Consider the following 25,118-nt stretch of genomic DNA (forward strand, 5'->3'; position numbering starts at 1 on the left):
GGGCTGGAATCGGAACCATTTTTCCGACCACTAGATCCAGCATCAATTCAGAGTCGGTAGCACCCAGGCAACGGCAAACTATTCGACAGTAACGGATTTTGCCAGATTACGGGGCTGATCGACGTCGGTGCCCATCGCCACGGCGGTGTAATAAGCCAATAGTTGCACCGGCACGGCATAGAGCAGCGGGCTGGTGAACTCGGTGGCCTTGGGCATCGCAATATGCGCCGCCACCTTGCAGCCGACCTCCTCGGGATCGGCATCCGAGATCAGGATGATCTGGCCGCCCCGCGATGCAACTTCCTGCATGTTGGAGACGGTTTTTTCGAACAGCGCATCCTTCGGCGCCACGACGATGACCGGCACGTTCTCATCGATCAGGGCGATGGGGCCGTGCTTCAGCTCGCCCGCCGCATAACCCTCGGCGTGGATGTAGGAAATTTCCTTCAACTTCAGCGCGCCTTCAAGCGCCAACGGATAGCTGGTGCCGCGGCCCAGATAGAGCACGTCGCGCGCCTTCGAAAGCATGCTGGCAATCGCCTCATACTGGCTCTCGTTGCGCAGGATATTGGAGATGTGGCGCGGCACCTCGACCAGCGACTGCACCAGCGCGCGCTCCTGCTCGCGGTCGATCACACCGCGCGCGCGGCCAAGGCCGATCGCAAGGCATGCGAGCACTGAAAGCTGACAGGTGAATGCTTTCGTTGAAGCGACACCGATCTCCGGACCGGCGAGGGTTGGCAGGGCGACATCGGATTCGCGCGCAATCGTCGAGGTGCGCACGTTCACCACCGAGGCGACGCGCTGGCCCTCCGCGCGCGCGTGGCGCAACACCGCAAGCGTGTCGGCGGTTTCGCCCGACTGCGAAACAAACAGCGCCAGCCCACCAGCGGTCATCGGCGGCTCGCGATAACGCATCTCCGAGGCGACGTCGATTTCGACCGGCAGCCGCGCATAGCGCTCAATCCAATATTTGCCGACGAGACCGGCGTAATAGGCCGTGCCGCAGGCAGAAATGGTCGCCCGCGAAAGCGTGCCTGCATCGACGCCGAAGTCCGGCACCGCAACGGTTGCCTCGCCCATGTCGATGTAATTCGCCAGCGTGTGGCTGATGACTTCCGGCTGCTCGTGAATTTCCTTCGCCATGAAGTGGCGGTGATTGCCCTTGTCGACCAGCAGCGACGACGCAACCGACTTGATCAGCGGACGTTCCACCGCCTTGTCATCGCGGTTGAAGATCTCGACGCCGGTGCGACGCAGCACCGCCCAGTCGCCCTCTTCCAGATATGTGATCGCATCGGTGAATGGCGCCAGCGCAATGGCATCGGAGCCAAGATACATTTCGCCGGTGCCGTGCCCGATGGCGAGCGGGCTGCCCTGCCGGGCCGCGATCATCAGATCGTCATGGCCCGCAAAAATGATGGCCAGCGCGAAGGCGCCTTCGAGGCGCTTCAGCGCCCGGCCGACAGCTTCTTCCGGCCCCGCGCCCGCGGCCATTTCGTCGGCCAGCACATGGACGATCACCTCAGTGTCAGTGTCGCTCTCGAACACGTGGCCCTTGGCGGCCAGCTCATTTTTCAGATCACGGAAGTTCTCGATGATGCCGTTATGGACCACCGACACCTTGCCGTTCATGTGCGGATGCGCGTTGCGCTCGGTCGGGCGACCGTGGGTGGCCCAGCGCGTATGACCGATGCCGGTGTGCCCGCTCAGGGGCTCCTGCAGCAACCGGCCTTCCAGGTTGCGCAGCTTGCCTTCAGCGCGCCGACGCTCAAGGTGGCCGTTCTCGACGGTGGCGATACCGGCGGAATCATATCCGCGATATTCCAGCCGTCTCAGCGCGTCCACGAGATCGGTTGCAACCGGTTTCTGCCCGATAATGCCGACGATGCCGCACATGCTGAAGAATCCCTCCCGATAGCGCCCAAACACATTGCTAGGCGGCGCTTAATATCTCTCTCAAATCACAGTGTGTTTCTGTAATTAATTGCGCCCCGAAGCCGCAGGTAGCCACTGCAGCCGCGCTGCAAATGCTACCCAGCCTTTGATTGTCTCAACATCATGGTCCGAAACTTCTCGGCCCAGCCGGGACGCTCCTCCTGGCCGGAGCGCTCCAGAGCCAGCGAACCCGATGCAACATCCTTCGTAATAACGCTACCGGAGCCAATATACGCCCCGTCGCCAATCTTCACCGGTGCAACCAGCGATGTATTCGAACCGACAAATGCCTTCGCGCCGATTTCGGTCTTGTGTTTGAAAAAGCCGTCATAATTACAGAAAATGGTGCCGGCGCCGATATTGGCCCCTGCGCCCACTGTCCCATCACCTAAATACGACAAATGATTGGCCTTGGCGCCGGCACCGAGCGTCACGTTCTTGACCTCGACGAAATTGCCGATGTGCGCATCCTCGCCCACCACCGCACCGGGGCGCAGGCGGGAAAACGGGCCAATTTTCACCGCTTTGCCTATATGAGCCTGCTCAAAATGGCAGTTGGCCTTGATCTCGACGCCATCCTCAACCTTGACACCGGGGCCGAAAAAGACGTTCGGCTCGATGATGACATCGCGGCCGATCTGGGTGTCATAGGACAGCCAGACCGTTTCGGGCGCAATCAGCGTAGCGCCGTCGCGCATGGCCTGCGTGCGGGCCCGGCGCTGGAAAATCGCCTCAGCGGCAGCAAGCTGCTCACGCGAGTTGACGCCCAGAACCTCGTCCTCCTCGCACACGACAACACCGGCGGACAGCCCCTGCTGGCGGCCCAGCTCGATGGCGTCGGTGAGATAGAATTCGCCTTTCGCATTGGTGTTGCCGATGCGGCCCAGCAGTCCGGCGAGGTCATCGACGCGGAAGCCCATCACGCCTGAATTGCACATGCGGATGGCGCGCTCGGCTTCCGATGCCTCACGCTCCTCCCGGATCGCGGCAACGATTTCGCCCGGCTCCAGGATCAGGCGGCCATAGCCGGTTGGATCGACGGCCTCGAAGCCAAGAACGGCAACGGCAGTGCCGTCCAGACGCTCCAGCAACCGCGCCAGCGTCTGCGACGGGATCAGAGGCGTATCGGCATAGAGCACGACCACGTCGCCCCGATGGGCAGCGATGGCCTCGCGCGCTGCCAGCACCGCATCCGCCGTGCCGCGACGCTCCTGCTGCACGAAAATCTGAGCTGACGGAACAAGCTTCAGCGCCTCGGACCGCACCGCGTCCATATCGGCATCCGGACCGATGACCACCGCGATCGATTGCGGATCAACACTTTCCGCCAGCGCCAGCACGTGACCGAGCATCGAACGCCCGGCAACCTTGTGCAGCACCTTCGGCAGTGCCGACTTCATGCGCGTGCCTTGACCGGCCGCAAGGACGACGACGAGCAATGGGGGGCGGCTCATTTTGGAATCCGTCAGAATTAATGTGCAGCACAGGTCTATCAATAATGGAAAACAGAACAACAGCGGCGATTGGAAAAACCAGAACGGAACGGCAAAGGTCATAGCATCGGGTGAGACAGCGCCCCTGTAAATATCGGGCCTGGAAACCCTTCTCCGCCTGTTCGGCATACGGCCGGGCAATCGCCCGAACCGGCTGCGCACCGGTCTTGCCTGTGGCGGTCCCCAATGTTTCCGCTGTGGCCCGCCAAGCACACGCTTAGATTCAGGGCCTAACATTTCAATGACTTACGCAGCCATAGTTCTCCGTCCACAGGCACCAGTGCGATTCGACGCCCACTGCGTTGCCGCGCAAGCCCGACTCACCCGAATCTCCGCTCATCTTTCAAAGGCTGGCCTATCGGAGCGCGCTTCAAAGACGCCCCGCCCGCCGTCAGTTCAGACCATGTGCCGCGTCCGAACCCGTGGATCAGAAGAATGTCCGTCCAATCGTCCTTCGGCCCAGAAGCGCCGCGCCGCACGTTTACACCGTACGTGCTGCTTTACGTGTTGGCGGCCGTGTTAGCCGGCGGCTATCTCGTTTTTATCGGCATGAAGCCTGACCTTGTGGCGGCTTGGAAGGCAGGCGCACCCGCCGGTGGCGATAATGCCGCCATCGCCGAAACCCAGCGCCACGTTGAACGCGCGCTGGCCGACATCGAGCCCGTCAAGGAGAGCCTGGGGCAGATGCAGATGGAGGTCGCAACGATCAAAGCCAGCGTCGACGAGGGCGCCCAGCGTGATCGCGCGATCATGGAAAAGATGGAAGCGATTGAGCGCACCGCCGTCGAGGCCCATGAGCGCGCAACCGCAGTCGCCGCGCCGAAGGTCTCCGCAGCTGAACCGGCGAAGCAGAAGTCGATTGAGACTGGCAGCATCGACAAGCAGGCCGAAGCGCCTAAAGCCGCGCCGCCGCCCGTTGGCGTGCTGCTGGCCACCGGGCCATCGCTCGACTCCCTGCGTCTCAGCTGGACCATCCTCAACGATCGCCAGCCTGAAGCAGTCCGCTCGCTCAACGCTCGTTATGTTGTGAGCGGCAGCGGCGCCAAGCGCACGTATGGCCTTGTTGCCGGCCCGCTCAACACGGTGGCCGATGCCAAGGCCATCTGTAAGGATATCACCGCACAGGGCATGGCCTGCGAAGTCAGCCAGTTCCGCGGCAATACATTCTGACCGCGGGCACGACAGCGTTCGCGATTTAACAGCAAACGGCGCGGCTTGATTGAAGCCGCGCCGTTTGCTGTTTCAAACTCAATGCACCGCGCTCGAGCCCATCCACCCGCAGCTCACGGCGAGATAATCACCTTTAGCGCGTGCGTCTTCGCGGCCTGCCCGAACGTGTCGTAGGCCGCAAGAATGTCGTCCAGCTTGAAGCGATGGGTGATGAGCTTCTTCGGATCGATTTTGCGTGACATCACCGTTTTCAACAGCATCGGCGTCGATACCGTGTCCACCAGCCGCGTCGTGATGGCGATGTTCTGCGACCACAGCCGCTCAAGGTGCAGATCAACCTTGTGACCATGCACGCCGACGTTGGCGATCACACCACCCGGCGCGACGATGTTCTCGCACAGCTCGAATGTTGCCGGGATGCCGACAGCCTCGATGGCCGTATCGACGCCACCGCGATTGCCCGTCAATGCCATCACAGCTTCTGCGGCCTTGCCATCGGAACTGTTGATGGTGTGCGTGGCGCCAAACTGACGCGCAAGCCCAAGCCGATTGTCGTCGAGATCAATCATGATGATTTGCGACGGCGAGTAAAACTGCGCCGTCAGCAACGCAGCCAGCCCTATCGGACCAGCGCCGACAATCGCCACCGTTGAACCCGGCGCAACCTTGCCGTTCAGCACCCCACACTCGAAACCCGTTGGCAGGATGTCGCTCAGCATCACCAGCGCTTCTTCATCCACGCCATCGGGCAGCGGATAAAGACTGGTGTCGGCGTGGGGCGTGCGGACATATTCCGCCTGCGTGCCGTCGATCTCGTTGCCGAGAATCCATCCACCGGTGCGGCAGTGAGAATACATCCCACGCCGGCAATAATCGCACTTGCCGCACGAGGAGATGCACGAGATCAAAACCTTGTCGCCCGGCTTGAACTGCGTCACCGCTTCGCCGACGCTGTCGACAACGCCGACGCCTTCATGGCCGAGTATGCGGCCCGGCTTGCAGGTCGGCACATCGCCTTTCAGGATGTGAAGATCCGTGCCGCAGATCGTCGTCTTGGTCATTTTGACGATGGCGTCGCCGGGCTCCTGGATCTTCGGCTTAGGGCGATCTTCAACCGCCTTTGCACCCGGACCTTGATAAACGAGAGCTTTCATGGCTGGCATCCTTCCGGAACCCCAGCCTCCAGCATGGTTCGAATACCTTGCCGCTTAAGCCAGCGCCAACCCTGCTATTTGCGTTTCATTTGTAGCGTTTTCTTGCAGCTTACGCGCCGATTGGCCGCACACAGAGATCGCTGCAAGAATAACGGGCGTCAGAAAGAACTGAAGACTCAGGCGAGTTTCGCTTCGGTGGCCTGCTCAGCAGACAGGAACACAACGCCATCTTCATCCGCGACAACCCAATCGCCCTCGCTCACCGGCGTTCCCGCAAAGCTGATGTCGATATGCGCGCTGCCCTCTCCCCGCCGCGTAGAGCGACGCGGATTAGCCGCCAGCGCCTTGATGCCGATGTCGAGCGTTGCCAGAATACCGGTGTCGCGCACACAGCCTTCGATCAGCACACCGGCCCAACCGTTCGTAACCGCATCCGCCGCGATCATGTCGCCCATGAGCGCGCAGCGCAGGCTGCCGCCGCCATCAACCACCAGCACGCGCCCTTCACCCGCCGTCGCCAGCAGTTCCTTTATGCGCGAGTTGTCTTCGAAACATTTCACGGTAACCGCACGACCGGAAAAGGCGCGGCGGCCGCCAAAATCGCGAAATACCGGCGCTGCCACGCGCGCATCGGGAAAACGATCGGAAAGATCACAGGTGCCGGGCATAAGCATTCTCCGCCTTATTCAACCGGATAGGGATTGAAGCGCCGCTCCGATTCATCAACCACCGTCCGCCGCCCGATAGGCGGAAACGCACGTTGCGCGCAATTAGGCCGCTCACACACCTTGCAGCCAACGCCGATCGGCACAGCGGCGTCGGGCGTCTTGAGGTCGAGTCCCTTGGCGTACACAAGCCGATGCGCGTGACTGAGATCGCAGCCAAGACCAATGGCGAACGTTTTCGCCGGAGTGCCGTAACCGCCGATCGCGCGCGACACCGTCCGCGCAATCCAAAGATAAGTCCGTCCATCCGGCATGCGGGCAAGCTGCGTCACGATACGTCCGGGCACTGAAAACGCCTCGTATACGTTCCACAGCGGGCATGTGCCGCCGACGCGCGAAAAGTGGAAGTCCGTCGCTGACTGGCGCTTGGAAATATTGCCGGCGCGATCGACACGCACAAAGAAAAACGGCACGCCACGTGTATCGGGACGCTGCAACGTGCTCAGGCGATGACACACCGTCTCGAAGCCAACACCGAAGCGCTGCTCCAGACGCTCGATATCGTAGCGCATACGCTCCGCCGCATCGAGAAATGGCTTGTATGGCATCAGCAATGCACCGGCGAAATGATGCGCCAATCCGATGCGCGCCAGGCGATAGGTTTCATCGCTGCCCGCAGCAGCTTCGTTCGCCAGATCGTCAAGCTCGTCGCTGTGTTCCAGATAGGCCAGCAGCGTTGCCATCTCAAACGCCTGCTGCCCCGGATTGAGCGCCGATGACAACTGCAGCGTTCCCGCATTGCGATCATAACGGCGCTGCGTCGTGGGAATTTCCGCACTCGCCTCAACGAACACCCGCACGCTGTGCTTCTTGCGCAAATATTCTTTCAGGCCGGTTGCGACATCGCCCACCTGTAGGCCGGCGCGCATGAACAGCTTTTCGGCTGCTGAATCCAGCTCATGAATGTAGTTGTGGCGCGAATAAAAGAAGTCGCGCACCTGCTCATACGGCATGAGTTGCAGCGGCGCACCGCCTTCTTCCGCCGTCAAACCAAATCGCTGCGCCAACGCATCGGAACGCTCAATCGAAGCGCGGTAGCGCCGATGCAGGCCGACGATCGCGCGGCCCACGGCCGGCATGTTGGCGGCGATCTCGCGGATTTCGGTTATGGCGATCTTCTCGTCGATCGGCGGTTCGGTCAGCACATCGCGCAGGTCGGCGATGAGACGGGCCTCCTCGTCCTCGGAGAACATCTGCACATCGACGCCGAACACCGCGTTGATTTTCAGCAGGATCGGGACGGTCAGCGGACGCTGGTTTTTCTCCAGCTGATTGACGTAGCTGGGTGACAGTTCCAGCGCCTTCGAAAGCGCAAGCTGAGTGAGGCCCCGCTCTTCTCGCAGGCGACGCAAATGGACCCCGATGAAGGCCTTCTTCATTGGCTTGGCTCCCGATTTGCAAACTTCGCAAACACTCAGTCGAAGCTTTACAAACATCCACAATTTCAGGCGTTTCGTGTGTTTGTTAGTTGCGCATAATGCGAATATCAGATTTTGACAAGAGGGATCGCGACGATGGCAAGTGCCGACTTCAATGACCTAGTACCCCACGCTCCGAAGGGGCGATTTGACGGCATTGAGCGTCCATATTCCGTCGCAGATGTGCAGCGGTTGCGTGGCTCCTTACCCGTCCGCCACTCGATCGCAGAGCACGGCGCCGAGCGCCTGTGGCAGCTGCTCCAGTCGGAGCCATATGTCCATGCGCTCGGCGCCGTTACTGGCAACCAGGCGATGCAGATGGTGCGCGCTGGCCTGAAGGCCATTTACCTTTCCGGCTGGCAGGTCGCCGCTGACGCCAACACCGCTTCGGCAATGTACCCGGACCAGAGCCTCTATCCGGCCAACGCCGGCCCGGAGCTCGCCCGCCGCATTAACCGCACGCTGCAGCGCGCCGACCAGATCGAGCACTCGGAAGGCAAGAAGAGCGTCGACACCTGGTTCGCGCCAATCGTTGCTGACGCTGAAGCTGGCTTCGGCGGTCCGCTGAACTCCTTCGAGATCATGAAGGCCTACATCGAAGCTGGCGCCGCTGGCGTTCACTTCGAAGACCAGCTTGCCTCGGAGAAGAAGTGCGGCCACCTCGGCGGCAAGGTTCTCATCCCGACCCAGGCACACATCCGCAACCTCGTTGCAGCTCGTCTTGCTGCTGACGTCATGGGCGTTGCAACGCTCATCGTCGCCCGCACAGACGCTGAATCCGCCAAGCTGATCACGTCGGACATCGACGAGCGCGACCGCGAGTTCATCGTTTCGGGTGAGCGCACGCCGGAAGGCTTCTACACGCTGCGCAACGGCGTTGATGCCTGCATCGCCCGTGGCCTTGCCTACGCGCCGTACGCCGACCTGCTGTGGTGGGAAACGTCGACGCCGAACCTTGATGATGCCCGCCGCTTCGCTGAAGCCGTGCATGCCAAGTATCCGGGCAAGATGCTGGCCTACAACTGCTCGCCGTCGTTCAACTGGAAGTCCAAGCTGGACGAAGCGTCCATCGCCCGCTTCCAGCGTGAAATCGGGGCCATGGGCTACAAGTTCCAGTTCGTCACGCTGGCTGGCTTCCACCAGCTCAACTACGGCATGTTCGAGCTGGCCAGCGGCTACCGCGATCGCGGCATGGCTGCCTACTCAGAGCTGCAGCAGGCTGAGTTCGCAAGCGAAGCGAAGGGCTACACCGCAACGCGCCACCAGCGCGAAGTCGGTACCGGCTACTTCGACGCCGTATCGATTGCGATCACGGGCGGCGCTTCATCGACCACGGCAATGTCCGAGTCGACCGAGACTGCCCAGTTCAAACCGGCTGCCGAATGAGCAAACCGAACGACACAGCACCAGGAGTGCAACCGATGGCTACAGCGGAAGTCATACCGATGAGCGAACCTTTTGGCGGTCCCGGCAAGCGTCAGGAAGTCGAAACCCTCATCCGCCGCGTGGCCGACACGTTGCATCGCCTGAACGAGCAGATCGAGGCGGCGGTGAAAGCCGGCGCCACGGTCGAACTGATGCGACGCTCGCGCATCCACAACGGCTCCGGACAGTGGGGTGATCAGATGATCCCCATCATCCGGATGGCTGAGCAAAACGACCGGAAGGATTGATCACATGAACGCCGCCGATCCCAACGAGACGCGGTTTACTGAGATCATCTTCCCGGCGCAGGCCAACCACTACGGCACCCTGTTCGGCGGGACGGCTCTCAATCTGATGGGCAAAGCGGCCGTTATTGCGGCTGCCCGCCGCGCAGGTGCCAACGTGGTCATGGCCGCAGCCGACCACGTTGATTTCTACAAACCGGTTGCCGTCGGACAACTGGTCGAGCTGTGTGCTCGCGTCGAGCGCATCGGCCGCACATCGATGACCGTAAGCGTTGATGTCATCGCGGAGCATATCAAGGGCGGCGAGCGGCAGCTCGCCATGCGAGGCACGTTTGAGATGGTATCCGTCGACGATGACGGACGTCCCATCCCGGTCAATCGCATGGCGCCGGAACCGGCCTGAGCTGCATTCAGCATCCATTTTTGACAACCGCACGTCGCCGTGAAAAGCGGCGAAAGGAGATGTTATGTCTGTAACCGTAACGAACCTTGGCTTTCCCCGCATCGGCCCCAGGCGCGAGCTGAAGCAGGCGCTGGAAAGCTATTGGGCCGGTAAGTCGGACGAAAAGACATTGCTGGAAAGCGCAGCCGCGCTGCGTGCCACCAACTGGACCAAGCAGCGCGCCGCTGGCATCGACCACATTCCAAGCAACGACTTCTCGCTTTACGATCACGTGCTCGATATCTGCGCGATGGTTGGCGCGATCCCTAGCGTCTATGGCCCGGTGCAGAGCAAGACATCGGTTGATACATATTTCGCGATGGCGCGCGGCAGCCAGGAATACGGCACCGTTGAACATCCATACCTGAGCTGCGGCCATCAGCACGGCCTTGGCGTTCCAGCGATGGAAATGACCAAGTGGTTCGACACCAACTATCATTACATGGTGCCCGAGCTATCCAGCGACCAGTCATTCGCGCTCACATCCCCCAAGCCGGTAGATGAGTTCAAGGAGGCGCAGGCGCTTGGCATCAAGACGCGCCCGGTTCTGCTCGGTCCGGTGACGTTCCTGACGATGGCAAAATCGAAGACCGAAGGCTTCGATACGCTTAAGCTGCTGTCAGCGCTCATCCCGGTTTACGTTGAAATTCTCCGTCAGCTCGCTGAGGCCGGCGCGGAATGGGTGCAGATCGACGAGCCCTGCCTCGCGACCGACCTCGGCGATGGCGTGGCACTGGCGCTGCAGACCGCCTATGGCCGCTTTGCCGAAGCGGTGCCGCAGCTGAAACTGCTGCTCACCAGCTATTTTGGCGCTTACGGCGATAACCTCGATGCGGCCCTTTCGCTGCCGGTTGCTGGCCTTCACCTCGATCTGGCGCGTGCGCCCGAACAGCTCGAAACCGTGCTCGCCAAGGCGCCGAAGTCGCTCACGCTGTCGCTCGGCGTCATCGATGGCCGCAATGTGTGGCGCGCCAATCTGCCTGCGCTGCTGGACAAACTTGAGCCTGTTGTCGCCCAGCGTGGCGCCGACAAGATCTTCATCGCGCCGTCGTGCTCCATGTTGCACGTGCCGATCGATCTCGACGCGGAAACGACTCTTGATCCGGAAGTGAAGAACTGGATGGCGTTCGCGACCCAGAAGCTCGGCGAACTGAAAACGCTTGGCCGCGCGCTCAATGAAGGCCGCGACAGCGTCAAGGCGGAGCTGACGGAATCGATGCGCGCCGCAGCTTCGCGCAAATCTTCGCAGAAGATTCACAACCCGGCCGTGGCCGCCCGCATGGCCGCAGTCACCAAGGAAATGGCAAGCCGCAAGTCCCCGTTTGCAGCCCGTCAGAAGGCTCAGCGCGACCGACTGCAACTCGTCGCCTATCCCACCACCACAATCGGCTCGTTCCCGCAGACGCCTGAAGTTCGCAAGGCCCGCGCCGCCAACGCGAAGGGCGCTCTGGGACACGCTGAATATAACGACTTCCTGCGCAAGGAAACTGAAGCGGCCGTGCGCTGGCAGGAAGAAATCGGCATCGACGTACTCGTTCACGGCGAGTTCGAACGCAACGACATGGTGCAGTATTTCGGTGAGCAGCTTGATGGCTTCACCTTCACCAAGAACGGCTGGGTGCAGAGCTATGGCTCGCGCTATGTCCGTCCGCCGATCATTTTCGGCGACGTGACCCGCCCCAAGCCAATGACCGTCGAATGGTGGCAGTACGCGCAGTCGCTGACCAAGAAGCCGATGAAAGGCATGCTCACCGGCCCGGTCACCATCCTGAACTGGTCGTTCGTGCGTGACGACATTCCGCGCAGCGAGACCTGCCGCCAGATCGCATTGGCCATTCGTGACGAGGTCACCGACCTTGAAAAGGCTGGTGCAGCGATGATCCAGATCGACGAAGCTGCTCTGCGTGAAGGCCTGCCGCTGCGCCGCAGCGAATGGCCGCATTATCTCGACTGGGCCGTTGACGCATTCCGCATTACAGCCTCCGGCGTGGATGACGCTACGCAGATCCACACCCACATGTGCTACTCGGAGTTCAACGATATCATTGCCGCGATCGGTGCCATGGACGCGGATGTGATCTCAATTGAGACATCGCGCTCGAAGATGGAACTGCTCGACGCGTTCGTTGACTATCGCTACCCGAACGAGATCGGCCCCGGTGTTTACGACATTCACTCGCCGCGCGTTCCGGACGTGAGCGAAATGGTCGATCTGCTCCAGAAAGCGCGCAAGCATCTGTCGCCGGATCAAATCTGGGTCAACCCCGATTGCGGCCTGAAGACACGCAAGTGGGACGAAGTGCGCCCCGCGCTCGTCAACATGGTTGCGGCCGCTGAGCAGGCGCGCGCCAAGTTGCACTGACGCGCAGTACCAGCGACATAGATGACATGACAAAGGGCGGAATTGCTCCCGCCCTTTGTCATAGCCGCCGTTAGTGTTGGGAAATATCTCGCGAGGTTGCGCCGGAGATCACGACCGGAAACTTTCAGCCGTCAGCACCGGCTATGACGCGGTGCGCAGTGTCCGAAGTTGCGTGGCATTTACATGGATTTGAGCCGCGCGCTCGGATCCCGGCGTCAACTCAACGGGCGAACGCGTGTACGATTACCGCGTCATCAGCACCGTCGGCATAATCAAATATGCCGCGCGGGCTGTGTGTGCCCAGCGCGCACGGTTCTGCCGTCAGCGTCAGGCCGCTGACACCTTGCCGGGTCAAAGTCGGCAGTTGCTGCGCCAGATCCAGAAAGCGCTCCTGCTCGCCTGCGCGCACATGGCCATCACAAAGCGCACGGAATTTTTCGATGTAGCGTTTGCGATGAAATGGTGATGCCCCCAGTGGATGCGCATTGGACATCGCAAGCTCATCGCTCAGGAACGAACCATCCTGAAGCTTCACCACCACCAATCCGCCGAACGCTTTGTCCGTCGGGTCGGTACTGAGATAGCGGCGCGTCCAGTGCGCATCTTCAAGGGTTTCAATCTTGCGCCACAGTTCAACCGTCGTGGGGCGACAAGCGCGCTCCGGCGCATACGAACGTTCGTGATGCCACGAGCCGTCCTCCAGCGCGACGGCAAAGATGTACATCACAGAATGGGCCAGTGTTTCGCGGCTGGCGTCGGGATCGTATTTCTGCGGATCGTTAGCGCCGGAACCGGCAATCACATGCGTATGCTGACTGGTTTCAATCGTGATCCGTTCGATCTGCGTCAGATCCGGTATTCGGCGCCGCAGCCGGAACGCAAGATCGATCATGGCCTGGCCCTGATACCCGGCGGAATGTTCCTTGGCGTAAGTGTCAAGGATGGCGCGCTTGGGCTCGCCCGGCTCCGGTAGCGGCACGTGATAGGCTGCGTCCGGACCTTCCAGCATCCACGCGATCAGTCCATCCTCGCCTTCCCAAGCGGGCGATGGCGCGCGCTCCCCCCGCATAGCGCGATCAACGGCTTCGACCGCCTGTTTGCCAGCCAGCGCGGGCGCATAGGCCCGCCAGCTCGATATCTCACCCTTGCGGGCCTGGCGCGTCGCAGTGGAAACGTGCAGCGCCTGCTGCACCGCCTGATAGATCACTTCGACTGGCAAATTGAGCGCCGCACCGATGCCGGCCGCCGCAGCGGGCGCCAGATGAGCAACATGGTCGATCCGGTGACTGTGCAGGCAAATACCCTTGGTGAGCGCGACGTGGATCTGATAGGCGGCCGCTAGGCCCCGCACCAGTGCAGCGCCATCAAGGCCGCAGTGCTGCGCCACCGCAAGCACGGGCGGAATATTGTCAGCGGGATGCGCATAGTCGGCGGCGAAGAAGGTGTCGTGAAAATCCAGCTCCGCAATCGCGACGCCGTTCGCCCAGGCGGCCCATTCCGGCGACACCGGCCGCTGAGCGGAAAGCCCGAACACCATCGCCCCGCGCACAGCCGTATGGCACATGGCCTGAGTCCGGGCCGCCGCCACCGCCCTTTGCCCCAGCGCCGCGACCGCCACGCCGGCGCCATCTATCACCCGATTGCCGATCATCTCGGCGACCAACGGCTCGACGGCAACGGGATCGGCCGCGACCTCGGCAATTTTCCATGCGAGTTGCTGCTCCCGTGGAAGCCGGTCGGCGGATCTGTAGGTGCGTACCCGGTGCTGCTTCACGGCGGCTTCCATTGCGGCTGGAAACGGAGCGAACTCCCCCATTTGCAATATCGGCAAAGCCCATGACGGCATAAACCGCTGAAATTGTGTGCGTTTGCGAACGGCGTGGAAGCGATTTGCGGCCATTGCGAATATCGCCGGTCCGGCTATCGGTGCTGGCCTTCCTAGGCGCACTACCTTGAGGTGGTAGCGGGGCTAGCCGTTCAATGCGGGCCTGCGCGATCACAGCTCCTCTGCCCGCTCCAGCCACGCACCTCTTCCCATTGGATTAGCTACCCGCATTTTTATCGCCGGTAGTGACCCGACGGCCACCCCCTTAACTTTACGCCTGCTCCGTCCCGACACGACGAAAGATCAGGCGCATAATTGGCAATAGACAGCGTTTTTCGGGTTGCTGATGGGCGGTGCCTGCCGGGATCGACCAGCGGCTAACGCCCAACTTTTGCCGGGGGGCTAAGGTAGCGCGAGGGGGTCCACCCGCGACCGTGCCTTGTCTCGAAGTCAACGCGCGTCAAAAATGTTTGCTAAGCGCCAGCGGCCGGCTCCCAGCAAGGGAGTCGCTGGTGCCAATAAATAGAGTTTTTGCCTTGGGGGCAGCGGTGAAGTCTCGCGATATCGGTATTTGGCCGCGTATATTTGTATTCGTAGTTTTTCTCGCGCTGAGCGTGTCCTTCACGGCAACCACCGCCGTCCTTGGCTATGAGTTCTGGGATACCGGATGGTTTGATCTGGTGTCGATGGACAGCCACCTGTTCCTGTTCTTCCCGACGCTCGGCATCGTGGCCCTGTTTGCCTTCTTCGTGCCGGCAGCCGCTCTCACCGACTTCTACTGGCGATATGTCCGTTTCGGCCGCCTGAGATACGCCATTGGCTTCCTCGTTCTGGCAGGTCTGTCATACGCGATCGCTGCCAGCCTACTGGCTAGCCCCAAGCGTTCGATGTGGGAAATCACGCCCGCAGTCCTCAAGGCCGATCAGGGCGAAGCCTGCACCGAGGATGGCGTGTGCGAACGCCTGCCCGTGCTCAACGCACTGCACGGCCTGCGCACTGTCAGCCAGTCCCGTTGGGGCCTCAACGACTTCATCCGCAAATGCGACCGCGATGTATTTCTGGAGCCGGAAGCAGCGCCGGAGCGCAAGCGCTTCTGCTTTGCGTCCACCGCCCTCACCCCATCCCCGCATCTGCAGAGCGACACCGAGTGTTGTGTTGCGCAACAGCGCCTCAGCGCTGCGGTCAGCGAAACCTATACGCAGGACGATCGGCGCTCGCTGACAGCGCAGGTCCACGCTGCAACGCTGCCGATGAAAGTGTTCTTTCTGCTGGTGCTGCTGACGCTCTCCGTCCTGCTGGTGGCACGCTATCGCGGCATCGAAACCAATTATCGCGCCAGCGCCAGACGCATCGAGTTCTCGGTGATCATCGGCACAGCGGCGGTGCTGTTTTTCCCGTTCATGTCGCAGGCGTTCGTTGAATCCGTCGGCGCGCTGTATGGCCTGACGGGGCGTGGCACCTTCAGTCTCATCACGCCGATACTCAGCCTCGCGTTCGGCATCTGGACCCTGCTGATGGTGTTTTTCTTCTATCGGCGCCGCGACAAGGATCTGGAAGCCATTGGCAAGATGGGCAGCGCCATCGCGGCCGCTCTCGCCGTATTGAAATACGGTATCGTTGCTTCCGTTTTTACACGTCTGGTGGGTTCGGGCGCAGACGTCGCCAGCATCGCCGGTCTGGTGCTTGTCTGCCTCGCGGCGATCGCTGCGCTGCTGTGGGTGCCGCGCAAGTGGGACGCTACGAATGCGGAGAGCAGCGCCGGAAGCGCCGTGACGACGACACCTGCAGCCGGTCAACCAAGTCAGGCTGCGCAGGAGCCGCCGCTACCAGAGCCCATGCACTATCGGATGCCCTGAAGCCTAAGCGATCCGCGCCCCCCAAACGAAAGTCCGGGGACGCGGACCGTCAGATGCTTTCGGCGCTAAAGGCCGGTACAGCTGAATATCGGCAGCGTCGTCACGCAACCTTCAGAACCTTGCCCACCTCATCGACGGTGGCCTTTTCATTGTCAGTCACCTGCGTGCCGCCAAATCCCATCACGCCACCTTCCGACGCAGCTTCAGCCACCTGATCGGCCACGTACTTCAGCCAGCTCTTGAACGCGGGCGCATCCTGCGGTGCCTTTGCATCCAGGATCTGCCCAACCTTGCCGAGCTTGGCGATCACTTCTTGCTTGATCTCAGCCGGCGATTTCCCGCTCAGGTCAATCTTGATTTCCTCACGCGCAATCGTACGCCCTTCCGATGTTTCCATGTCGGCCAGAATGGCCTTCATCAACGTTGACGCGGACGGATTTTTGCCCGCAGTCATCAGAGCGTTTGCGCTCGCCATGCTCTCTTTCAACATGCCCCAAAGACCGCTTGGCTCAGCGAGCGTTACTGCAAGGCCTGCAAGCATCGGACTGGCGAGAACGGCTTTCCATTCATCAGGGGTGAAACTCGACTTATCCGCCATGAAACTTTCCTCCGGCACCTGACGCAACCACGGAACAACATCCGCTGAGACGCAAGGCGTGGCCCTTTTCCCGGATGCTCCGTCGGAGGCGATTTACGGCCAATATCTATGCCAGCGATAAAACGCCTGCCCGGCAATTCGCACTAACTTGTAGGTGCCTTTGTAGAAATTGTCGGGTGCCGCAACGCGATGTTCAAGTGGGACGCGATAGCCGCACTGAAAGCATCGACAAACGATGTAGCGCGCCAATGCCCTTGCGCCAGTCCGTTCAATACCTAACTTGCGTGCATCTCACCCTGCCCAACAGCGCACGCCTCAGGAGCTTCGCCAATGTCGACAGCCAACGCCGCCAAGTCCGGAATCTTCAAGATAGGCGGCGACCTTGAAGTTCATCGCCTCGGCTTCGGCGCCATGCGCATTACCGGCAGCGGCGTGTGGGGCGAAAGCGATGACCCCGCCGAAGCATTACGCACCTTGAAGCGCGTGCCCGAACTCGGCATCAATCTGATCGATACCGCCGACAGCTATGGCCCTGAGATCAGCGAGCGCATGATTCATGAGGCGCTGTATCCCTATAATGGGCTGGTGATCGCGACCAAGGGCGGTCTTATCCGTCCGGCGCCGAACGTGTGGAACCCGTGCGGGCGGCCCGATTATCTGCGTCAGCAGGTGTTTGTCAGCATGCGCCGGCTGGGCGTTGAACGGATCGATCTGTGGCAGCTTCATCGCGTCGACCCGGATGTTCCGCGCGATGAACAGTTCGATGCCATTCGCGAATTGCAACGCGAAGGTCTGATCCGTCATGTCGGCTTGAGCGAAGTGCAGGTCGACGACATCGAGGCTGCGCAGAAGTATTTCTCTGTCGCCACGGTGCAGAACCTGTTCAATCTCACCAACCGCCAGAGCAACGATGTTCTGAACCACTGCGAAGCTCACAACATCGGCTTCATTCCGTGGTTCCCCCTTGCAGCCGGCGAACTGGCACGGCCCGGTTCGCCGCTCGACGCCATCGCCAAGGCGCACAACGCCAGCCCCAGTCAGATCGCGCTGGCGTGGTTGCTGCGTCGCAGCCCTGTGATGCTGCCCATCCCCGGCACTGGCAAGGTGAAGCACCTTGAGGAGAACGTGGCTGCGGTCGACATCAGCTTGAGCGACACCGAATTCGAGCACCTGACCGCACTGGCATAGCCCCGCGGCAGCCTTGCTCGCACAGGAACCGCACCGGGCATCCGGCGCAAAATTTCCCGCCTTTCGATGGCGAAAGTTGTCATGGCGGCCCGCGCATTTTTCCGTCAGGAGTGCTCGGGCCGCCAGCAGCGTCACCTTTTCAACCGGCGTGGCGGCAATAGTGCCCTGGAGGGGACATGGCCGCCAATTTTGCAGCGCGCATTATCGCGCAACTGATATTTTCGATTGCCTTCCTTGCTTCCGCCGCCGCTGCCGATCGCCCGTTTGATCGCGACTGGCGCACCGGCGTGCCCGTTGCTCCGGGTGCTGAAACGTGGACGGACAAAAACCTAACTGCCAAGCAGGCGTTGATGGCTCAAGTGGCGGAAACGCAGAGCGGCCGCATATGCACGCACTATGCGTTTCTGCACTGGCCCGCGAACGCTGAGGCCAGCGAAGCGATACAAGCGCAAACGAAGCGCAACTATGAAGCCGCCGGCTACACCATAACGGCAGGGACGGGCGATATCCCCGCCGACAAGACCCTTTGGATCGCGCACAAGGCCGACCGCGAAGCTGTGATCCTGTGGGGTGCGGAAGCCGGTTCGCCCGCTTACATGTCGTGCCTGACGCAAGGCGCGCCGGCCGCAGATCCCGACCGTTGGGTATTTCTCATTGGCCTGTTTGGGTTCGGTCTCGCTGGCGCCGTCATCGGCGGCTGGCTCGTTCAACGCACCCGCGCATTGGGGAAAGCCTCGCTCACATGGCCCAGCGCACAGGGCCGCGTCACCTCTGCCGTCGTCGACTCCTATCGCACCAAGGGCGGCAGGCAGTACATCGCCAATATTGCCTACAGTTACGATGTCGATGGCAAAGCCTTCGCGGGCAACCGCGTCCGATTTGGCAATTATGCCGGCGCCAAGGAAAAAGCCGATGCAGACGTTGCGCGCTTCGCCAGCGGCACGCCCGTCGATGTTTTCTACAACCCACTCAAACCGGAAGCAGCGACATTGGAGCCCGGCACCTCGGGCCACAGCGTCGCCGGTCTCGTCGTTGCAATCACCGGTGCTATCCTTGTCGTCGTTGGCCTGATCGTGGCGTTCATCAGCTGAGTTGCAGCAACCAGGACGGCGGCATCCGCTCCGTCAGGTCGTCGCAACGGGTGGCGCAAAGCTGCTTCAGACCCCACATTAGGGCCGGTATTTCAATCGGCCCTAATGGGAGACGCGCATGGCCGCCGGAGCGGTGGAGCAGTGGCTCTACCCGACCGACCGCGGGCTCTACTGCGAGCCCGGCCAGTTCTTCATCGATCCGCCCCGCGCCGTTGACCGCGCGGTGATCACGCATGGCCATAGCGATCACGCGCGGCCCGGTCATGGCGCTGTTTTGGCCACCGAAGCCACAGTGAACATCATGAGGCTGCGCATGGGTGAGACCTGCGCTGGCTCGTTTCAATGCATGTCCTATGGCGAACGTCAGTCAGTCAACGGCGTATCGGTCCACCTCGTTCCCGCCGGGCACATACTCGGCTCGGCGCAGGTGGTGCTGGAATGGCAGGGGCAGCGCGCGGTTGTTTCGGGCGACTACAAACGCGCCGCCGATCCCACCTGTGCCGCCTTCGAGCTTGTACCGTGCGATGTCTTCGTCACCGAGGCGACGTTCGCGCTGCCGGTATTTCAGCACGAACCGGCCCACGCTGAAGTGGGGCGTCTGTTATCGTCACTGGCGCGGCAGCCAGAGCGCGCGCATCTGGTCGGCGCCTATGGGTTGGGCAAGACACAACGCGTGATCAAGCTTGCACGCGAAGCCGGATACGATGCGCCGATCTATCTGCATGGCGCGCTGATCGGCCTGTGCGACCTCTATCGGCGGCACGGTGTGGATCTGGGTGATCTGCGCCCTGCAACGTTGGACAACAACCACGATTTTGCGGGGGCGCTGGTTCTGTGTCCTCCATCGGCCGTTGACGACCGATGGTCACGCCGCTTCCCCGATCCGGTAACAGGGTTTGCATCCGGCTGGATGCGCATCAAAGGCCGCATCCGCCAGACCGGCGTCGAGCTGCCGCTCGTCATCTCCGATCATGCGGACTGGCCGGAGCTGCTAACAACCATCACCGAAACCAACGCCGGCGATGTCTGGGTCACGCACGGCCGTGACGATGCCCTCGTCTATCAGCTCGGTTTGATGGGGCGCAAAGCGCGCGCGCTGTCGCTGGTCGGCTTTGAAGACGAGGATGACTAGCGGTGCAGTTGTTCGCCAACCTGCTCGACAGCCTCACAACGACGCCATCGCGCAACGGCAAGCTGGCGTTGCTGGCGGAGTATTTTCGCGTCGCGCCTGATCCCGATCGTGGTTTCGCGCTGGCGGCGTTGACCGATGGGCTGTTCCCGCGCCTGCCGCTCCGCCGGGCTCTTGCCGAGCTGATGTCCGACAAGATCGATCCGGTGCTGTATCAGCTCTCGCGCGACTATGTCGGTGACACTGCGGAGACGGTTGCGCTGCTGTGGTCTTCACGCGGCAATGGTGATGGCGCGGAACGACATCCGCCCCGTCTGGCGGATGTCGTTGCCGCGCTGGAACTGGCCGATCGCAACACGGTAGCACCATTGCTCGGCAGCCTGCTTGACCGGCTTGATGTGCGTGGCCGCTGGGCGTTGCTGAAACTGATCGGCGGAGCGCCGCGCGTCGGCGTTTCAGCGCGTCTCGCAAAAACAGCGCTGGCGCAAATGAGCGGCCACGATCTCAGCGAGATCGAGGAAATCTGGCACGCGCTGTCGCCGCCCTATGCGGATCTTTTTGCCTGGCTCGATGGACGCGCGCCGCGACCGACCGCGGAGGGAAAACCGGTTTTCCGTCCGATGATGCTTGCCCACCCGATCGAGGAAGGCGACTGGGCGAACCTTGCGCCGGAAGCAATCGCCGCTGAATGGAAGTGGGACGGCATACGCATCCAGACCGTTGCGATGAATGGCGATGTGCGGTTGTTCTCGCGCACGGGCGACGACATCTCGCGCAGTTTCCCGGAAATCGTCGCAGCGTTTGCGCCTTACAATGTCGTGCTGGATGGCGAGTTGCTGGTTATGCGCGATGACACGGTGGCGCCTTTCAACGATCTGCAGCAACGGCTCAACCGCAAAGCAGTGACACCACGCATGCTGCGCGAGTATCCAGCCTTCGTGCGCCTATACGATATTCTGCTGGATGAAGCCGACGACCTGCGCGCCCTGCCCTTCGATCAGCGCCGGATGCGCCTAGAGCAATGGCACCGGATGCACACCCCGCACCGCACCGATGTGAGCCCGCTGGTCGAATTCGACACCTTCGAAACTCTGAACGGCATCTGGGCCAACACACGCGAAGCCGGCATCGAAGGACTGATGCTGAAGCACCGCGACAGCCCTTACCTTTCCGGGCGCCCGAAAGGCCATTGGTGGAAATGGAAGCGCGCCGCGCTGACGCTGGATTGCGTGCTGATGTATGCCCAGCGCGGCTCCGGCAAGCGGTCGTCCTATTATTCAGATTACACGTTCGGCGTCTGGCGCAAGAGCGATGCAACAACTGCCGAAGCCACCGACAGCCGTGAACTGGTGCCGGTCGGCAAGGCGTATTCCGGCTTCACCGACGAGGAACTGGTGCGGCTCGACCGCTTCATCCGCACCAACACGGTCGATCAATACGGGCCGGTGCGCGCGGTCGAGCAAAGCCTGGTGCTGGAAATAGCCTTCGACGCCGTCTTTCCCTCAACGCGGCATAAGTCCGGGTTGGCGATGCGCTTCCCGCGCGTTCACCGCATCCGCTGGGATAAACCCGCAACGGAAGCCGACACGCTCGAAACCGCGCAGAAACTGATTGTAGCCCCCTGACCGAACTACGCACGCCCGATCATTCTCGCTGGCGGAGCGGCTGCGGGTTGCTTATCGATGGTGGTGACAGATGCTGCTCACCGCCGGAGACCTGCACCGATGTGGCCGATCCTGAAAACCGCGCTGATGAACTGGTCCCAGCACCGCAGCACCACCGTGGGAGCCGCCCTCGCCTATTACTCCGTATTCTCACTTGGGCCGCTGCTGCTGATCGTGATCGCCATTGCCGGGTTCGCGTTCGGAGAGGACGCCGTGCGCGGCACGCTCAGCACCGAGTCCCGCGATCTGCTGGGCGCAGAAGGCGCAGCCATCATTGAAACGATGCTGGACGGTGCCGCCTCGCGCGAAGCCAGCAGCTTCACGGCGGCGGTCGGCGTCGCGCTGTTGCTGGTGACGGCGTTGACGGTCGTGGTGCAACTCAAGGAGGCGATGAACACCGTGTGGGATGTCAGCCAGCCCACCGGCGGAACCGTGATCTGGTATCTGCGCACCTATTTCATGTCGCTGCTAGGCGTCATGGCGCTTGGCTTTCTGGTGATCGCATCGCTGGTCATCAGCACCACGCTGACAGCGCTCTCGTCCTGGGCCAGCGACATCCCGATCGACACACGTTTCTGGGAGCTTCTGAACACGGGCGTCACCGTGCTCATCCTCTCCGGACTGTTCGCGATGCTCTACAAGTGGTTCCCCGACGCCAAGGTGCGTTGGTCGGACGCCTGGCCCGGCGCCGTTGCGGCTGCCCTGATGTTTGCCGGAGGCAAGCTGGCCATCGCCTGGTACATCGGCCGTCAGGGACTGCAGTCGACGTACGGCGCCGCCGCCTCACTCGTCATTCTGCTGCTGTGGGTTTATTTCACGGCGCTCATCGTGCTGCTGGGGGCGGAGATATCCCGCGCCTATGCGCTGAGCCGCGAGGCCGATGGTTCTGCTCCGGCGCCTACCCCTGAAAAGGGATAGGCCGCCCGCAGCAGTCATCAGTGCTCGACCGGAACGGCCTTGGCGTTGCGCAGAAAATAGAGTGCGAAGATTGCCGCCAGCACAGCGAAACTGGCCGACACCGCTGAAGCAACTTCAAACGCATAGACGAACGCGCCGCGCGCCGTATCCAGCAGCGCTGAAGCTTCCGCATTTGGCAGCGTCTTTGCTACCTCTATCGCGCCGCTCAGCGTACCGCGTGCGATCGGCACGCTTTCCGCCGCCACAACGCTCGGCAAGTGGGCAGCATCCATCGTCCGCCCATAGACGAACGTGAACAGGCTTCCCAACACTGCAATGCCCGTGGCGCCGCCCAGCTCAAAGCTGGTTTCCGAAATGGCGGACGCAGCTCCCGCCCGCTCAGGCGGCGCCGCACTCATGACGATGTCGGTGGTGATCGCACCCATAGGCGACATCCCCGTGCAGAAGATCATCATGCCGGCAAACAGCAACCACGGTTTGTCGAGGCCGGCTATCTGCGTCAGCAGCGCAAAGCCAACCGAAGCCAGCAGCAGTCCGCATGCGATGACGTGCGCGGGACGGAACCGACGCACCAGATATGGCGCCACCAGCGCTCCAAGCGCGAACACGATGCCCGAGGGGGCCATCCATAGCCCCGCTTCAAGCGGGTTCATGCGCAACACAAGTTGCAGGTACTGGGTGATAAAGAAGAACGCGCCCAGCATCATGAACAGACCCAGCATGTTGGTGGCCAGCGCGGCGCTGAACGCGGGCGTTTTGAACAGCCGCACATCGATCAGCGGATCGGGATGCTGCTCCTCCCGGCGAAAGAAGACATAGCCCAGCACAACGCCGATCAGCATCACTGCCGCCGCGATCGGGTCCCAGCCCACCTCGGCCATGTGCTTGATGCCGTAGATGACACAAAGAACTGCGGCGACCGAAAGTGCGGCGCTGGCGATATCAAGTTGGCCTGCGTTTTCGTCCTTGAACTCCGGCAGCACGATCGGCGCCACGACCAGCAGCATCGCCATCAGCGGCACGTTGATGAGGAACACCGCGCCCCACGAATAGTTGGCCAGGATGATGCCACCGAACACCGGCCCCACCGCTGCGCCGGCCGAGAACGCCGCAACCCACACGCCGATGGCGAACGCGCGCTCGCGGCCATCGAGAAACATGTTGCGGATCAGCGATAGCGTCGACGGTGCCAACGATGCCGCCGCCAGCCCCTGCAGGGCTCGCGCGACAATCAGCATTTCCGAACTGGTCGAATAGGCTGCCAGCAGCGATGTCAATCCGAACGCGGTGGCGCCGTACATCAGCACCTTGCGGCGCCCGATGCGGTCGCCCAGCGTGCCCATCGTCACCAGCGCGCCCGCAACCATGAAGCCGTAGATATCGACGATCCATAGCAGCTCGGCGGCGCTAGGCTTCAGGTCCGCGACGATCTCCGGCACGGCCAGATAAAGCACCGTGAGATCCATCGAATAGAGCAGGCAAGGAATTGCCAACACGGCAAGCCCGATCCAATCGCGGCGGGTGGCCTTGCCGTCAGCCGTAACCGCGTCCGATGCGCGGCCGATATTCTGCGTCATAGATGACAGTTCCTTGCAGACGGCCAGCGGGCGGGCCGCCATCGGCGCGTTGCTCACGCTTCGAGTTGTGCTGCTGTCATCTAAGGTGGCGGATCGGCCTTGTCACGGGGCCGCCCCGCGTCAATTTTCCGGCGCGTTGCTGGAAGCCCGCCAATCCGCGCTGTAGAGCGGCAAAGTGCCTTCGTTAAACGCCCGGGCGTCATAATTCAGCAGCGAACGCTCGAAGCTTACCGCCGGACGGGCGTTGTTTTCGGCCAGATCGAGCTTCACCTCGAACTGATAGGGGCCAATGGCCCGAATAAGCTCATCGGGCCTCTGATCGGCGCCGCGCGTGTAGAACAGCACCTGCTCGGTGCGGCTGGTACGCCCCGCAAGCGAGATCGGCGCAAACGGCTCATAGGCGCCTGTGCGTGTTTTCTCCATCGTCCAGCGACCGAAGTCAGCAGCATAGAACTTTTTCTCGGCGCCGCTGCGCGGGTCAGTGGCGGTCAACTCGATTGAAAGCACCGTCGCCGTCCGCGCGCCCTCGTTCGTTATCGTCACCGGCACCGCGATAACTTCGAAATTTGAGTTTTGATAAGGCGCCGCGAAATGAATGACCGGCGGCACAAACACGCGCACGTCGGCTTCCTTCAGCGACGTCTCCCACAGGCTGTAGGCTGAAAAGATCAGCGCGACCGCCGAAAGCACGGCCGCGATGCTGCCGCCCTCCATCGCCGAAACGCCGTGGACTGCCGCTGCTGCCGGATCGCCAGTTCTGTTCCGCTTGCCGAATAACGCCATTCAACTTCCCCCCAAAGCACGCCCCATTCTCGCAAGCCGATACAGCTTACATCAACGGCACGAAGCAGCAGATTTTGACACTGCTATGGCGGGAACTCGTGCGCTTCCATAAGCATT

Annotated in this window: 20 protein-coding genes; 11 read left to right on the forward strand and 9 right to left on the reverse strand. The window is 61.7% G+C overall.

From position 1 onward, the window contains the following. Positions 1–78: 78 nt before the first annotated feature. Both glmS and glmU read right to left on the reverse strand, forming a co-directional pair. Positions 79–1,899 (reverse strand): glutamine--fructose-6-phosphate transaminase (isomerizing), encoded by a 1,821-nt coding sequence (glmS, locus tag C6Y62_RS10265; protein WP_173953828.1) that lies wholly within the window; start codon positions 1,897–1,899, stop codon positions 79–81. Between the two features lie 134 nt (positions 1,900–2,033). After that, on the reverse strand, positions 2,034–3,392 hold the full coding sequence (gene glmU, locus C6Y62_RS10270) for a bifunctional UDP-N-acetylglucosamine diphosphorylase/glucosamine-1-phosphate N-acetyltransferase GlmU (RefSeq protein ID WP_173953829.1): 1,359 nt from the start codon (positions 3,390–3,392) through the stop codon (positions 2,034–2,036). 474 nt (positions 3,393–3,866) lie between these two features. Here glmU and C6Y62_RS10275 point away from each other — a divergent pair, with 474 nt between their 5' ends. Beyond that, positions 3,867–4,601, forward strand: a complete 735-nt coding sequence (locus tag C6Y62_RS10275; RefSeq protein ID WP_173953830.1) for a hypothetical protein — start codon at positions 3,867–3,869, stop codon at positions 4,599–4,601. A 113-nt stretch (positions 4,602–4,714) separates the two neighbouring features. On the opposite strand, the gene C6Y62_RS10280 is transcribed toward C6Y62_RS10275, so the two are convergent. The 3 genes from C6Y62_RS10280 to C6Y62_RS10290 all read right to left on the reverse strand — a co-directional run bounded on the left by C6Y62_RS10280 (position 4,715) and on the right by C6Y62_RS10290 (position 7,859). Further along, on the reverse strand, positions 4,715–5,755 hold the full coding sequence (locus C6Y62_RS10280; RefSeq protein ID WP_068464468.1) for a zinc-dependent alcohol dehydrogenase family protein: 1,041 nt from the start codon (positions 5,753–5,755) through the stop codon (positions 4,715–4,717). Between the two features lie 176 nt (positions 5,756–5,931). Beyond that, positions 5,932–6,423 carry a ribonuclease E activity regulator RraA gene (rraA, locus tag C6Y62_RS10285; RefSeq protein ID WP_246274559.1) on the reverse strand — a complete coding sequence of 164 codons (492 nt, stop codon included), beginning with the start codon at positions 6,421–6,423 and terminating at the stop codon, positions 5,932–5,934. Between the two features lie 14 nt (positions 6,424–6,437). After that, complete coding sequence (locus C6Y62_RS10290) at positions 6,438–7,859, reverse strand: short-chain fatty acyl-CoA regulator family protein (RefSeq protein ID WP_173953832.1); 1,422 nt, start codon at positions 7,857–7,859, stop codon at positions 6,438–6,440. A gap of 135 nt (positions 7,860–7,994) precedes the next feature. Between C6Y62_RS10290 and aceA the strand changes: the two genes are divergently transcribed. The 4 genes from aceA (at position 7,995) to metE (ending at position 12,372) form a co-directional block, all read left to right on the forward strand. Continuing rightward, positions 7,995–9,284 (forward strand): isocitrate lyase, encoded by a 1,290-nt coding sequence (gene aceA / locus C6Y62_RS10295; RefSeq protein ID WP_173953833.1) that lies wholly within the window; start codon positions 7,995–7,997, stop codon positions 9,282–9,284. A 59-nt stretch (positions 9,285–9,343) separates the two neighbouring features. Next, positions 9,344–9,571 carry a hypothetical protein gene (locus C6Y62_RS10300; protein WP_173954018.1) on the forward strand — a complete coding sequence of 76 codons (228 nt, stop codon included), beginning with the start codon at positions 9,344–9,346 and terminating at the stop codon, positions 9,569–9,571. 4 nt (positions 9,572–9,575) lie between these two features. Continuing rightward, entirely contained in the window at positions 9,576–9,971 is a 396-nt protein-coding gene (locus tag C6Y62_RS10305; RefSeq protein WP_173953834.1) for an acyl-CoA thioesterase, read from the forward strand. A 64-nt stretch (positions 9,972–10,035) separates the two neighbouring features. Beyond that, positions 10,036–12,372, forward strand: coding sequence for a 5-methyltetrahydropteroyltriglutamate--homocysteine S-methyltransferase (gene metE, locus C6Y62_RS10310; RefSeq protein ID WP_173953835.1), 2,337 nt, complete (start codon positions 10,036–10,038; stop codon positions 12,370–12,372). Positions 12,373–12,592: 220 nt separating this feature from the next. Here metE and C6Y62_RS10315 read toward each other — a convergent pair whose 3' ends face one another. Beyond that, complete coding sequence (locus C6Y62_RS10315) at positions 12,593–14,146, reverse strand: MmgE/PrpD family protein (RefSeq protein WP_173954019.1); 1,554 nt, start codon at positions 14,144–14,146, stop codon at positions 12,593–12,595. Positions 14,147–14,811: 665 nt separating this feature from the next. Here C6Y62_RS10315 and C6Y62_RS10320 point away from each other — a divergent pair. After that, positions 14,812–16,053, forward strand: coding sequence for a hypothetical protein (locus C6Y62_RS10320; RefSeq protein WP_173953836.1), 1,242 nt, complete (start codon positions 14,812–14,814; stop codon positions 16,051–16,053). A gap of 100 nt (positions 16,054–16,153) precedes the next feature. Here the strand turns inward: C6Y62_RS10320 and C6Y62_RS10325 are convergent, their stop codons facing one another. Next, on the reverse strand, positions 16,154–16,651 hold the full coding sequence (locus tag C6Y62_RS10325) for a hypothetical protein (protein ID WP_173953837.1): 498 nt from the start codon (positions 16,649–16,651) through the stop codon (positions 16,154–16,156). 330 nt (positions 16,652–16,981) lie between these two features. Here C6Y62_RS10325 and C6Y62_RS10330 point away from each other — a divergent pair, with 330 nt between their 5' ends. The 5 genes from C6Y62_RS10330 (at position 16,982) to C6Y62_RS10350 (ending at position 22,641) form a co-directional block, all read left to right on the forward strand. Further along, positions 16,982–17,839, forward strand: coding sequence for an aldo/keto reductase (locus C6Y62_RS10330; RefSeq protein WP_173953838.1), 858 nt, complete (start codon positions 16,982–16,984; stop codon positions 17,837–17,839). Between the two features lie 176 nt (positions 17,840–18,015). Then, complete coding sequence (locus tag C6Y62_RS10335; RefSeq protein WP_173953839.1) at positions 18,016–18,930, forward strand: DUF3592 domain-containing protein; 915 nt, start codon at positions 18,016–18,018, stop codon at positions 18,928–18,930. A gap of 118 nt (positions 18,931–19,048) precedes the next feature. Beyond that, positions 19,049–20,062: a ligase-associated DNA damage response exonuclease gene (locus C6Y62_RS10340; RefSeq protein WP_173953840.1), complete on the forward strand. Its 1,014-nt coding sequence runs from the start codon at positions 19,049–19,051 to the stop codon at positions 20,060–20,062. 2 nt (positions 20,063–20,064) lie between these two features. Beyond that, positions 20,065–21,684, forward strand: a complete 1,620-nt coding sequence (locus tag C6Y62_RS10345) for a cisplatin damage response ATP-dependent DNA ligase (protein WP_173953841.1) — start codon at positions 20,065–20,067, stop codon at positions 21,682–21,684. 99 nt (positions 21,685–21,783) lie between these two features. Then, entirely contained in the window at positions 21,784–22,641 is an 858-nt protein-coding gene (locus tag C6Y62_RS10350) for a YihY/virulence factor BrkB family protein (RefSeq protein WP_173953842.1), read from the forward strand. Positions 22,642–22,658: 17 nt separating this feature from the next. Here the strand turns inward: C6Y62_RS10350 and C6Y62_RS10355 are convergent, their stop codons facing one another. Both C6Y62_RS10355 and C6Y62_RS10360 read right to left on the reverse strand, forming a co-directional pair. Beyond that, entirely contained in the window at positions 22,659–24,218 is a 1,560-nt protein-coding gene (locus C6Y62_RS10355) for an MFS transporter (protein WP_173953843.1), read from the reverse strand. 120 nt (positions 24,219–24,338) lie between these two features. Then, positions 24,339–25,001, reverse strand: coding sequence for a hypothetical protein (locus tag C6Y62_RS10360; RefSeq protein WP_173953844.1), 663 nt, complete (start codon positions 24,999–25,001; stop codon positions 24,339–24,341). Positions 25,002–25,118: the final 117 nt, after the last annotated feature.

The organism is Hyphomicrobium sulfonivorans (assembly GCF_013306565.1).
Taxonomy (GTDB): Bacteria; Pseudomonadota; Alphaproteobacteria; order Rhizobiales; family Hyphomicrobiaceae; genus Hyphomicrobium_A; species Hyphomicrobium_A sulfonivorans.

What these genes read in the sequence shown, in the direction of transcription:
- glmS (WP_173953828.1), bottom strand. Translation starts at nt 1,899, where the DNA reads ATGTGCGGCATCGTCGGCATTATCGGGCAGAAACCGGTTGCAACCGAT.
- glmU (WP_173953829.1), bottom strand. Translation starts at nt 3,392, where the DNA reads ATGAGCCGCCCCCCATTGCTCGTCGTCGTCCTTGCGGCCGGTCAAGGC.
- C6Y62_RS10275 (WP_173953830.1), top strand. Translation starts at nt 3,867, where the DNA reads ATGTCCGTCCAATCGTCCTTCGGCCCAGAAGCGCCGCGCCGCACGTTT.
- C6Y62_RS10280 (WP_068464468.1), bottom strand. Translation starts at nt 5,755, where the DNA reads ATGAAAGCTCTCGTTTATCAAGGTCCGGGTGCAAAGGCGGTTGAAGAT.
- rraA (WP_246274559.1), bottom strand. Translation starts at nt 6,423, where the DNA reads ATGCCCGGCACCTGTGATCTTTCCGATCGTTTTCCCGATGCGCGCGTG.
- C6Y62_RS10290 (WP_173953832.1), bottom strand. Translation starts at nt 7,859, where the DNA reads ATGAAGAAGGCCTTCATCGGGGTCCATTTGCGTCGCCTGCGAGAAGAG.
- aceA (WP_173953833.1), top strand. Translation starts at nt 7,995, where the DNA reads ATGGCAAGTGCCGACTTCAATGACCTAGTACCCCACGCTCCGAAGGGG.
- C6Y62_RS10300 (WP_173954018.1), top strand. Translation starts at nt 9,344, where the DNA reads ATGAGCGAACCTTTTGGCGGTCCCGGCAAGCGTCAGGAAGTCGAAACC.
- C6Y62_RS10305 (WP_173953834.1), top strand. Translation starts at nt 9,576, where the DNA reads ATGAACGCCGCCGATCCCAACGAGACGCGGTTTACTGAGATCATCTTC.
- metE (WP_173953835.1), top strand. Translation starts at nt 10,036, where the DNA reads ATGTCTGTAACCGTAACGAACCTTGGCTTTCCCCGCATCGGCCCCAGG.
- C6Y62_RS10325 (WP_173953837.1), bottom strand. Translation starts at nt 16,651, where the DNA reads ATGGCGGATAAGTCGAGTTTCACCCCTGATGAATGGAAAGCCGTTCTC.
- C6Y62_RS10330 (WP_173953838.1), top strand. Translation starts at nt 16,982, where the DNA reads ATGTCGACAGCCAACGCCGCCAAGTCCGGAATCTTCAAGATAGGCGGC.
- C6Y62_RS10335 (WP_173953839.1), top strand. Translation starts at nt 18,016, where the DNA reads ATGGCCGCCAATTTTGCAGCGCGCATTATCGCGCAACTGATATTTTCG.
- C6Y62_RS10340 (WP_173953840.1), top strand. Translation starts at nt 19,049, where the DNA reads ATGGCCGCCGGAGCGGTGGAGCAGTGGCTCTACCCGACCGACCGCGGG.
- C6Y62_RS10350 (WP_173953842.1), top strand. Translation starts at nt 21,784, where the DNA reads ATGTGGCCGATCCTGAAAACCGCGCTGATGAACTGGTCCCAGCACCGC.
- C6Y62_RS10355 (WP_173953843.1), bottom strand. Translation starts at nt 24,218, where the DNA reads ATGACGCAGAATATCGGCCGCGCATCGGACGCGGTTACGGCTGACGGC.
- C6Y62_RS10360 (WP_173953844.1), bottom strand. Translation starts at nt 25,001, where the DNA reads ATGGCGTTATTCGGCAAGCGGAACAGAACTGGCGATCCGGCAGCAGCG.